This is a genomic window from Vibrio sp. SCSIO 43133, from assembly GCF_023716845.1.
Taxonomy (GTDB): domain Bacteria; phylum Pseudomonadota; class Gammaproteobacteria; order Enterobacterales; family Vibrionaceae; genus Vibrio; species Vibrio mediterranei.
Window position 1 is genome coordinate 3,399,123 of sequence record NZ_CP068024.1, and the last position, 11,574, is coordinate 3,410,696.

The 11,574-nt window shown below is 45.0% G+C and carries 10 protein-coding genes; 6 read left to right on the forward strand and 4 right to left on the reverse strand.

The window, feature by feature from the left end; translation table 11 throughout:
* Positions 1–53 precede the first annotated feature (53 nt).
* From JKJ11_RS15855 to JKJ11_RS15870, 4 genes are read left to right on the forward strand one after another with little or no spacing between them, the layout of a single operon-like run.
* Positions 54–713: a fimbrial biogenesis chaperone gene (locus JKJ11_RS15855; RefSeq protein WP_172427875.1), complete on the forward strand. Its 660-nt coding sequence runs from the start codon at positions 54–56 to the stop codon at positions 711–713.
* 11 nt (positions 714–724) lie between these two features.
* Positions 725–3,055 (forward strand): fimbria/pilus outer membrane usher protein, encoded by a 2,331-nt coding sequence (locus tag JKJ11_RS15860; RefSeq protein WP_096443031.1) that lies wholly within the window; start codon positions 725–727, stop codon positions 3,053–3,055.
* Positions 3,056–3,058: 3 nt separating this feature from the next.
* On the forward strand, positions 3,059–3,760 hold the full coding sequence (locus JKJ11_RS15865; RefSeq protein WP_252038516.1) for a winged helix-turn-helix domain-containing protein: 702 nt from the start codon (positions 3,059–3,061) through the stop codon (positions 3,758–3,760).
* A gap of 36 nt (positions 3,761–3,796) precedes the next feature.
* A complete protein-coding gene (locus JKJ11_RS15870) occupies positions 3,797–4,276 on the forward strand; it encodes a hypothetical protein (RefSeq protein WP_031493333.1) in 480 nt (159 codons plus the stop codon).
* A gap of 91 nt (positions 4,277–4,367) precedes the next feature.
* On the opposite strand, the gene JKJ11_RS15875 is transcribed toward JKJ11_RS15870, so the two are convergent.
* Positions 4,368–4,955 (reverse strand): YjaG family protein, encoded by a 588-nt coding sequence (locus JKJ11_RS15875; RefSeq protein WP_006071293.1) that lies wholly within the window; start codon positions 4,953–4,955, stop codon positions 4,368–4,370.
* A gap of 65 nt (positions 4,956–5,020) precedes the next feature.
* On the opposite strand from JKJ11_RS15875, the gene JKJ11_RS15880 reads away from it, so the two are divergent.
* Entirely contained in the window at positions 5,021–5,947 is a 927-nt protein-coding gene (locus JKJ11_RS15880) for a D-2-hydroxyacid dehydrogenase (protein WP_252038517.1), read from the forward strand.
* Positions 5,948–7,687: 1,740 nt separating this feature from the next.
* On the opposite strand, the gene JKJ11_RS15885 is transcribed toward JKJ11_RS15880, so the two are convergent.
* The 3 genes from JKJ11_RS15885 to nudC all read right to left on the reverse strand — a co-directional run bounded on the left by JKJ11_RS15885 (position 7,688) and on the right by nudC (position 10,470).
* Positions 7,688–8,218, reverse strand: coding sequence for a DUF4136 domain-containing protein (locus JKJ11_RS15885; RefSeq protein ID WP_096444373.1), 531 nt, complete (start codon positions 8,216–8,218; stop codon positions 7,688–7,690).
* Positions 8,219–8,319: 101 nt separating this feature from the next.
* The gene (hemE, locus tag JKJ11_RS15890; RefSeq protein ID WP_006071299.1) at positions 8,320–9,387 is read right to left on the reverse strand and encodes a uroporphyrinogen decarboxylase; all 1,068 of its coding nucleotides are present in this window, start codon (positions 9,385–9,387) and stop codon (positions 8,320–8,322) included.
* Positions 9,388–9,696: 309 nt separating this feature from the next.
* Entirely contained in the window at positions 9,697–10,470 is a 774-nt protein-coding gene (gene nudC, locus JKJ11_RS15895) for an NAD(+) diphosphatase (RefSeq protein WP_062463887.1), read from the reverse strand.
* Positions 10,471–10,634: 164 nt separating this feature from the next.
* On the opposite strand from nudC, the gene JKJ11_RS15900 reads away from it, so the two are divergent.
* Positions 10,635–11,123: an Rsd/AlgQ family anti-sigma factor gene (locus tag JKJ11_RS15900; protein WP_031493852.1), complete on the forward strand. Its 489-nt coding sequence runs from the start codon at positions 10,635–10,637 to the stop codon at positions 11,121–11,123.
* Positions 11,124–11,574: the final 451 nt, after the last annotated feature.

An 11,574-nucleotide genomic window follows, 5' to 3' on the forward strand; every position in this document is an offset into this window, starting at 1 on the left:
AGTAACCATATACTCCAAAGACATAAAGATGTAAACATATAAAGATGTACAAAATGAAAACGTGTATATTACTAATACTAATTCTATCAAACACTTGTTATGCCGTTGCTATTCCTGGTTCTAGAGTCGTTTATATTGAAGGGAGTAAATTTTTTCAAGGGGATCTCGTTAATAACTCAGAGTCTAATACGCTGGTACAGCTTTCCATATTAAATGACAGCTTTGAAAAAGAGACGCTACCGATAATAACTCCGAATATCATTCTATCTAAAGCGGATAGTCGCTCAGGATTCAGAATCTATAATTTAGAATCAGTAATGGACTCTAATGAGGTAGAAACATATCGGACTCTTAGTGCTGTCTCTATAAAAGAGCAGTCAGATACTCCATCAGATGTCGTTGCTAGCATGGATATGCATTACAAGTTATTTATCAGACCAAAGTCCATTGCAACAGTAACCATGGAAGACGCTGTAAAGAAACTCGTTATTAGCAAACAAGGTGATGATTTCAATGTAAAAAATGAATCTCCATTACACATCACGCTCATCTCTATTGAACAAGGAAAAGAAAAGACGATGGTAGTAGAAATGATTGCCCCTTATCAGGAGATCACATTTACTAAAAGTAGTAACTTTAACCCCAAACGTTCTTTTGAATTGAATTACATCAACGACATTGGATTACTTGCTAAAGATAAACGCTCACTATAGAAATATTACCCATGTTACGCTCCCTAATTCTGTTCTTTCTGACGACTCCTTTACTATCTTTTGCAGGAGGCTTTGATCTTTCTCTCCTTAATGGCATCTCTAAAGATGCCTCCTTCGGCAGCTTGGTTAATCACATCCCTGATGGCAACTATGACTTTAAAATTACCGTCAATAAAAGGCGAACGTATTTTGAATCCATTCGCTTCTACAGCAATGAGCAAGGAGAAAGCAGGCCATGCTTCTCAGAACAGCAATTAAGTGAGTTCGGCATTAAACCGGATATCAACTTAAAACAGGGCTCGTGTGTGCTAAGCAGCGAAATTGGCTTGGATATTGATTTTGGCAGTTTCGAAATAACCATGAACATTCCTTCCAGATTTTTGCTGTCAGAAAAGCAGTATGCTCTGGCTCATTATGATGATGGTGTCACAGCATTAATGTTACCGTATTCGGCTGGAATGACGACTAGGTTTGACGATAACTACCAAGCGTACGGTTCAGCAAGCCCACAATTCAATGTGGGACGGTTTCGCTTCAAGAGTAGCCTCTCGGCTTCTATGATGAATCAAAAGACGACAATGTCCAATGGATATCTCTATGGATATACCAACATTCCTTCACTGCGCAGCAAGTTTATGTTTGGTGAGCTTAGTCAAAGCACAGCAGTCATGGGGTCGGTCGATATGCAAGGCGTTAGCTTGAGCAGTAATAGCCGTTTGTATCAATCAGGGCAAATGACGGACACCACGACCATTCGTGCCAATGCGGAAACGAATGCCGAAGTGCGTGTTTATCAAGACAACGAACTGATTCACACCGAATACGTGGCGGCCGGCGAATTTACTATTAACGATATGAACATTCGCTCCAATAGTGATTTCGTGGTCAGCATTAAAGAAGAAGATGGACGTGAAGCGGTTTTTTCAGTTCCTAGTCAATTGGTACTCAGTGTCCTAAAGCAAGGCACTAGCGAACATAGCTTATTTACAGGGCTGCAACGAACCAACTCACACGCCTTTTTAGGAGGAGAATTGATCTATGGCCTAACGGATACTCAATCTTTAACTACTGGGCTTTTTGTCGAGCGCGACTATAGTAACCTATCTGTGGCTAGTACGATGAATTTCGACCTATTAGGTGGTGTTCGCTTATCGGCTGCACATTCTACTTACCTACCAACGGGTCAGTCGGGGACTAAAATCAATTCAAGCTTAACCAAAAGCTTGCCATTCTGGTCGCTGAATTTTCAGACCTCTCTGAGTCATTTTTTGGGAAATGGGTACCGAGATATCAATAGTAGCCATATTGCCGATACGGTTAGAAAAGGCTATCAGTTCTCTACATCAGCGAGTAGCGACCTGCCCTTTCAACTTGGAAGCGTCAGTCTGTTTCAGTCTCTGGGAGGATCAGACAAAGCACAATTCCAAAGCTTTGGCTTAGGGTACTCATTTGGTAATGAATACTATCGATACTCCGTTAGCGCGCTAAAGGCCTATTCTAAAGAGAGTAACCAGAATAACTTTGCCGTCGACAATCGACTCTCAATGAATTTTTCGATGCCGCTCAACTGGGGAAAATCGCGTGTAAGCCTATCTCGCTCACACAGCAGTGGTCGCCCTGCGAGTACCTCGTTGTCTAGTGGTATGAGGTTCGGCGACAGTAGCTCCGTATCAGGCTCTCTGCGTCTCGATGATAAGAAGGGCATTGTTGGGCATGGGTTGTCTTTATCAAGCAATAGTGAATATAACAATTATTCTCTGCAATACTCCAACTCTCAATCGGGCTCACAGGTTAGAGGCACCGTGAAAGGTGGCTTGGTCGTTGCGGAAAATACCGTGCTTCCCACTCGGCGTCTATCTGACACCAATATATTAGTCAGAGTTGACGATGTGGAAGGGTTAAAAATAAGAAATGCCGGTAAAACAAACGCGGATGGCTTTGCGCTCATCCCTTCAGCCTCTGCGTACAGTCAAAATCGAGTTTCAGTCGAATCCAAGTCGATTCCTGATGGAGTCTACCTTGACAATACCGTCGCAAATACGATTCCAAGTGAAGGCGCTCTCACCTTAGTCACTTATCACGTTAAAAAAGGGCGCGACACCATGCTTAAGCTGAGGCAAGAGGTTTCATTAGGAACTAAGCTTTATAGTAATGATGCCCCGATTAGTAGCTACTTTGACAGTGATGGCCGTGTATTTATTGCGGCATTTGACAAAAATGAGGAACACCTAAGTGTTCCTATGCTCAGCTGTGACGTAAACATTATTGAAGACAGCTATATCGATATGTCGGGCTTAGATTATTATGAAGCCGAGTGCCTGTCCCCAAGTAAAAGAAGCTAAATCATGACACCAACCACAAATATAACCTTGAACCCGAATAATGGTCACCTGGCGGAAGATGGGCTTACTATCGCCAAATTAAACAACAGTGAGCGACTTATCCTAGAAGCTCTTTGCAATGCTCAAGGGCACCCATTAACCAAGCAACAGTTATTGGACGTTGGCTGGCCTGGCAAGATTGTAGTCGCTAATTCGCTCAATGTCGCCATCCGAAATATTCGGACAGCGTTGGATAAAGTTGGCTTAGTGATGTGCTTAGAAACCGTTCCAACTATTGGTTTTCGGTTAGACCCTAATGTCATTTTGATCACAAATGACGTGCCTTTTGTCAGCGTGAACGTAAGTTCAGCCAGCGCTAGTGACAATGACGCCAGCTCTTCTGAACTAGCCGCTCAGCCAGTCGAAGAATGCCCTTCACCCAACGACACAGTTGCGACACCAACTCGGTTTGGTTTAGTCAAAAAGGTGCCCTTAATGGCACTTTATGCCGCCTTGTTGTTTTGTGCTTTAGTGATTTTTTACGTGTCATCGATAAAGCCAAGTATGCACACCTATCAGCGTGGCAACACCACTTTGGTCGGCTCATTCTCTCTGCCAGATAACACGGTACACGCCCTCTCTAAAGAGACGGAGGGTCATGTGGTGTATTTTCGGGATACTTCTGATGAAGATGGCATTATTCGCTTGGTCCCAATAGAACACTGAACCGAGATTTTAGCTTCGAATAGTAAGGAATACTGAATGCGCTCTACCAATGCTATGGCCAACCTGCGAACAATAGCGACATCAAAATGCTTCGTTGCTTTGCTGCTAATGGTTTCTGTTGTTTGGCTATTGTACCCCTTCGTTAATGGCTTGGGATGTAGCTATAGGTTTACTCATGATGGTGAGCTCAACTTGCAAAAAGGCAAATGCCGCTCGGGCGTGTTGTCTGTGTATATTGAAAATAAAGCCAGCGGGAGGGTCATTAATAAGACCATGCTTTGGGGTAAACGAGGGTCGGAGATTTACACGCTATTTATTAGTCAGAGAGAGGTAAAACCTGCAGTGGCCACCGATAATCAAGCACTGTATGCCGATACGTTTTATGATAATCAGCTGTTAATTGTTGGGCTGTTGCTCGAGACAAAACAGCCTAATCAGTACATCTCTGTGTTTGATTACCCTTTTGATATCGGCTACGACATCACCTTGTTTGGCAAGACCAGTTTTTTTGATTAATACGAGAAGGTATTGAGTTTAGTTTGGTCGTTCTCAGGCGGGTCGTGGAAAACTTACCTGAGAACGTACTTTTCTATCCTGAAGGCGTACGCTAGATACTTACACCAATGTTACTGACTCCCTCTTCCTTAAGCTCAAGGCGAAGATCTTTAATCAGCTCTATATCACGCTCAGTGCAATCACGTAGTGGACGGAAAATAGCCCACTGAACATCCCATTCTTCACACACAGCTTCGTTTTCTTTTTGGTTCTCATTGGTGATTTCCACACCGGTTTCTGCTTGCTCAAGCTGAGCCACAGTCGCGACAGACTGTTGACTGATCTTAAGCGTTGATTCCAGTAAGTAATCACGATCGAGCAAACCATGCAGTAAAGTCGATAAGGCAAAACACGCATCAATCGCTGGATAGACGCCGTAGATATCAAAATCTTCTGAGTTCGGAATGACCTCTTCTAGCTTTTCTAGCTGCTTTTCGAAGTTGATTTTGGCGGTTTTCACCGTCAGCAGTTCCCATACAGCATCCAAAATATTGCGGTACACGCGCGCTTCAGCAAACTCGGTTTGCTCACAGAACATAGCGAAGTTGGGGTACATACGCTCGCACAAACAGGTCATAAAAGTGATATGCTGCCAAGGCTCAAATTTTTCGATACGTACCTGAATAGGGTTCTTTAACATGGTCGCTCTGCCGTAGTGAATATAGTCTGCGGAAGTGTAACCAAACGGATAGGGAATAGCCAGAAATGACGACGCAAAAGCATCGCTTAGCACTTGTGACGGACAACAATCAACACTACCTGCCACTGCTTGAAGCAAAACAACTGCCTGATTTGGAGATTATCTCTGAGTTGAGTAATGCCACTATTGTACTGGCAGCGCCGCCAAAGCTTGCTTCCGAACTCGATAGTGCTGAGCAGTTACAGTGGGTTCAATCTACCTATGCTGGCATTGATGCCTTACTTGGCGAATCTCTGCGTAAAGACTACAAACTCACTAACGTAAAAGGCATTTTTGGTCAGCAGATCAGTGAGTATGTGCTGGGTTACACCATCAATTACTTCCGTCATTTCGATCTCTATAAACAACAGCAGCAAAAACGTGACTGGCAGCCACACAGCTATCAATCGCTGATTGGCAAACGTATGGTGATTTTTGGTACGGGTGCGATTGGTAGTCATCTGGCGAATACCGTCAAGGTACTGGGTATTGTGCCTATCGGTGTCAATCGCACCGGCATTCCTCCTCGCCAAAGTGCGTTTGCAGAAACTTTTCATATCAACGAAGCAGAAAAAGCGCTTGAGCACGCAGATATTATCGTCAATACCTTGCCCAACACCCCGACGACAGATGGACTGTTCAACGAACCACTCTTTGCGGCCTGTCGTCATGCTTTGTTCTTCAATGTAGGTAGAGGCCAAACCGTTGATAGTAATGCCCTACTTAGTGCGCTGGATAAAGGTCACTTGGTCCATGCTTTCTTGGACGTATTTATCAACGAGCCTATTTCTCAAGAGTGCCCTTACTGGCACAACCCAAATGTCACCGTAACCCCACATATTGCTGCCATCAGTTTTCCTGAGCAAGTGGTCGAGATTTTTGCGGAGAACTATTTGCGCTGGCGTGATGGGTTTCAGTTGCAGAATTTGGTGGATTTTGAGCGTGGGTATTAAAGGGGGATGCTATAGCGTTATCAGGCATAACTCTCAAAAAAGTTGTCACTCCTGCGAAGGCAGGAGTCCTCTCAACGCACGCACTAAGCCTCAAATAGATTCCAGCCTTCGCTGGAATGACGTGAGTTGTGAATCAGTCATACTAAAGAACAGTCACACCACTCGCAGCTAGTGGAATGACGTAAGCTGTTGGTCCATCAGACTCAAAATAGTCGTCACTCCTGCGAAGACAGGAGTCTTCTCAATGCACACACCAAGCCTCAAGCAGATTCCAGCCTTCGCTGGAATGACGTGAGTTGAGAATTAGTCACACTAAAAAATCGTCACAACACTCACAGCTAGTGGAATGACATAAGCTGTTGGTTCATCACACTCAAGATAGTCGTCACTCCTGCGTAGGCAGGAGTCTTCTCAATGCGCGCACCAAGCCTCAAACAGATTCCAGCCTTCGCTGGAATGACGTGAGTTGTGAATCAGTCATACTAAAGAACAGTCACACCACTCGCAGCTAGTGGAATGACGTAAGCTGTTGGTTTATCACACTCAAGATAGTCGTCACTCATGCGAAGGCAGGAGTCTTCTCAATGCACACACCAAGCCTCAAGCAGATTCCAGCCTTCGCTGGAATGACGTGAGTTGAGAATTAGTCACACTAAAAAATCGTCACAACACTCACAGCTAGTGGAATGACATAAGCTGTTGGTTCATCACACTCAAGATAGTCGTCACTCCTGCGTAGGCAGGAGTCTTCTCAATGCGCGCACCAAGCCTCAAATAGATTCCAGCCTTCGCCGGAATGACGTGAGTTGAGAATTAGTCACACTAAAAAATCGTCACAACACTCACAGCTAGTGGAATGACATAAGCTGTTGGTCCATCAGACTCAAAATAGTCGTCACTCCTGCGAAGGCAGGAGTCTTCTCAACGGACGCACCAAACCTCAAATAGATTCCAGCCTTCGCTGGAATGACGTGAGTTGAGAATTAGTGATACTAAAAAATCGTTACAACACTCACAGCTAGTGGAATGACATAAGCTGTTGGTCCATCAGACTCAGAATAGTCGTCACTCCTGCGAAGGCAGGAGTCTTCTCAAAGCACACACCAAGCCTCAAACAGATTCCAGCCTTCGCTGGAATGACGTGAGTTCTGAATCAGTCATACTAAAAAATCGTCACAACACTCACAGCTAGTGGAATGACGTAAGCTGTTGGTTCATCACACTCAAGATAGTCGTCACTCCTGCGTCGGCAGGAGTCTTCTCAACGGACGCACCAAGCCTCAAATAGATTCCAACCTTCGCTGGAATGACGTGAGTTGAGAATTAGTCATACTAAAAAATCGTCACAACACTCACAGCTAGTGGAATGACATAAGCTGTTGGTCCATCAGACTCAAAATAGTCGTCACTCCTGCGAGGCAAGAGTCTTCTCAAAGCACGCACCAAGCCTCAAACAGATTCCAGCCTTCGCCGGAATGACGTGAGTTGAGAATTAGTCACACTAAAAAATCGTCACAACACTCACAGCTAGTGGAATGACATAAGCTGTTGGTTCATCACACTCAAGATAGTCGTCACTCCTGCGTAGGCAGGAGTCTTCTCAACGGACGCACCAAGCCTTAAATAGATTCCAGCCTTCGCTGGAATGACGTGAGTTGTGAATCAGTCATACTAAAAAACAGTCACACCACTCGCAGCCAGTGGAATGACGTATGTAGTAAGCCACCTGACACAGATAAACTATTTTGTAGGGTATTCTTCAAACATCTTGTGCACCTGCTCTTGCACAAACACATCTCTATCTGCGGGCTCCATGGTTTCAGTCAATTGGCGCTGTGACACCGAGCGCCATACCACATCATTCGATTTGGCATCAATAAGCTCAACGCTTAGTTTACCGAACTTCTTCTCTTTCACTCGAGTTGGCGTCCTAACCCCTACTCCATAAGCACTGTTGTATCCACCTGACCCGATACCGAAACCAAAACTTGGCCCGTCCGCCAACAACTCTGTACCTTCTAGGATGTCATAATACACCAGCACATCGGCATCTTTATCCACCAGCGTCAGTCCTCGCAATGCCATTTCATTGTCGACCGCTTTTTTGATGCGGGCTCCATCAAGGCTAACAGGATCTGCACTGTTTTCTTGATATTGATAGGTTTTGAATGCTGAGAAGTTAGTACTTGAGTCGTAATCCGTCGCCACATCAGAGGCGCAACCAATGAGAAAGAGCAGCGAAGTAAGGAATGGGGTGACCACTTTAAACATAATCAGTCCTCTTAACGAGTGCCTCTGTTTAGCTTAGTCAAAAAAAGAAAAAAAGCCGTCATCTGCTTAAGATGACGGCTTTAAAAAAACATTAACTTGATTTACTTGTGATACGGTTTAGATAACTCGTGCACCGCTTCAACAAATACACCTGCATTTTCAGGTGGCACATCTAGATGAATACCATGGCCTAAGTTGAAGACGTGACCAGTGCCACCATCACCGAAGCCTTCCAGAATGGTCGCAACTTCTTCACGAATGCGCTCTGGCTGAGCGTAAAGCATTGATGGGTCCATGTTACCTTGCAGTGCTACTTTGTCGCCGATACGCGCTTTAGCGTCCGCGATGTTAATCGTCCAGTCTAGACCCACTGCATCACAGCCTGTCGCTGCGATTTGTTCAAGCCACATGCCGCCATTCTTAGTAAATAGTGTCACTGGAACACGACGACCGTCGTTTTCACGAATAAGACCATCAACAATCTTGTGCATGTACTGAAGTGAGAACAAGTTGTAATCACGAGGTGTCAATACGCCGCCCCATGTATCAAATACCATAACCGATTGGGCACCTGCTTTAATTTGCGCATTAAGGTACTCAATAACACTGTCCGCTAACTTATCCAGTAGTGCGTGCAGAATTTGTGGCTCTGCGTACATCATCTTTTTGATCTTAGTGAAGGCTTTCGAACTGCCTCCTTCAACCATGTATGTCGCCAGCGTCCAAGGGCTGCCAGAGAAACCGATAAGTGGTACATCGCCATTCAAGTCTTTACGAATTTGACGTACTGCATTCATTACATATTGCAGCTCACCTTCTGGATCAGGTAAACCAATTTTGTCGACGTCTGCTTTGCAAGTAATAGGACGTTCAAACTTAGGACCTTCACCCGCTTCAAAGTGTAAACCTAAGCCCATCGCATCTGGAATAGTCAGGATGTCAGAAAACAGAATGGCAGCGTCGAGTGGGAAACGACGAAGCGGCTGTAGCGTCACTTCAGATGCTAACTCGGCGTTCTTACACAAAGACATAAAGTCACCAGCCACAGCACGTGTTTCGCGATACTCAGGCAGGTAACGTCCTGCTTGGCGCATCATCCATACTGGTGTGTAATCTACAGGTTGCTTTAACAACGCTCGAAGATAGCGATCGTTCTTTAATTCCGTCATTCTTTTTTCTCCAATTCGAAAGGCGTTAGTTTAACGCTAATCGTTGACCGTGTGCAGCCATAGATAACAATTCTTTTACCAAAATTTGAGGGCTATCCGGTCTTATGCTTGAACGCTCAAAAAAGAGTCACTTTGCAAGCCAGATCATATTATTAATGACCAATCTAATAGCGAATTTGCAACCCATTAATAGGAATGTTAAAAGTTTGTTTGCTAGCGAAAATTACAATAATACAACTGAGTATCGCACTCAGCATCTCATAACGACATCTTACTTACCCCCTCCGCTTGCGGAGGGTTTTTTTTATCCTACTTAACTTGCTCTACCGTGGCATTGATCAATGCTCGGGCAATGGTCCCTTCTGGTGCCACTAGAGGCAGTGCATTGGTTTCAAACCACTGCGCATCTTTCAGCTCAGAGAAGTCTGGTTTAATTTCACCACTCTCATAATCAGCCAAAAACGCCATCATCATGCTTGATGGAAACGCCCAAGGTTGGCTGCCGAAATAGCGAATGTTCCCCACCTTAATGCCCGTTTCCTCTTCCACTTCGCGTGCGACACATGTTTCTAGGGTTTCGCCCACTTCTAAAAACCCAGCAATCACGGTATACATGCCGCCTGCATGGCGATTATGCTGAGCTAATAGAATCTGCGACCCTTTGCGGACGGCCACAATAATGCATGGGAAAATTCGTGGATAATGTAGCGTTCGGCAATCTTGGCATTGCATCGCCAGTTGATTGTGATTGAGATGATTTCGTCCACCACATTGAGGGCAAAAGCGCATCGACTGACTCATGTAGCCATATTGGATAGCTTTGGATAACTGGTAGAAAAGCGCCTCTGGTAAATGCAGTAACTCACGTAAAGAAGTAAGTGGTCGCTCACCGTCTAGGTCTGAATCATTGAGCCACATTACCGGTGTACCTTCAAACTCTCCAACCTGAATAGCCTGCGCCGCTGGGAGTTGAAATTGCTCCGCCGAACCTTGCGGCACCTCACCGTCTACAAGCCATAGTTCGTTCCCTGACACCACACACCAATAAGCTTGATGAATGTGGTTTTCACTTTTTTTTAACATCATGAATCCTCATTGCTTGCAGTTCGACCATTTTACTGGCAATCTAAATTCATACCAGCTAGAAAAACGAAATTCTAATTCTGGTACCATGAGAAACGACTTCTCAGTAACTCTTTGTCATTACAAAGCTAGAGACTGCCTATTGCGGTCCCGATCATGAGGACATGGTCATGTTAAATAAATTCAAACAAGTACAAGAACAATGGGGTGGCTCCAGCGAAGTCATCGACCACTGGCTAGAAACTCGCCAAGCGCTTATCGTCGAATACTGTAAGCTTGGTTCTCTGCAACCTTCTCAAGCTCAATCCAACGTCGTCGAGCTGCCTTCTCCTAAAGACATCGGTTCCTTTTGCGACCATCTTGTCGACTATATCTCTGAAGGTCATTTTAAGATCTACGATATGGTCATGGATAAGTGGAAAGCGACTGGATTCAAGACCAACGATGAGATTGATGCCGCTTACGCTAAGATTGTCCTGACCACTGACCCACTGCTTGAATTCAACGATAAGTACAAGAAAGTGGATGATGAGATGCCTAGTTTCGAACAGGACATGTCAAAAGTTGGGGAGATCTTAGAGTTACGCTTTGCGGTAGAAGATAAGCTGATCCAACTGATTGCTGATAGTTTAGCGATTCCACCAGGGGCGTAGAGGACGCGATTGTTAGCAACAATAGGCTTATAGCTTTGACAGGCCCGCAGTGAGGGTCTGTTCTGTTGCGTCTTCGCCTTCTATACCATCATCACCCTAGACTTTCGTCACCCTTGCGAAGGCAGGGGGCTACTCAACGTGGGTCTCTAGGCCTCAGCTAGATTCCTGTCTACACCGGAATGACGGTAGCTATGAATTAGCCTATTTAAAAATTATCGCACCTGAAACCATCGTCCCCCGAAACCATTGTCATCTAAGACTATCGTCACCCCTGCGAAGGCAGGGGTCTACTCATAAACTAATACCAAGTCTCAGCTAGATTCCTGTCCGCACAGGAATGACGGTAGCTATGAGCTAGCCTATTTAAAAAATATCGTACCTGAAACCATCGTCACCCCTGCGAAGGCAGGGGTCTCACCAAACCTCAGCCAGATTCCTGTCTGCACCGCAA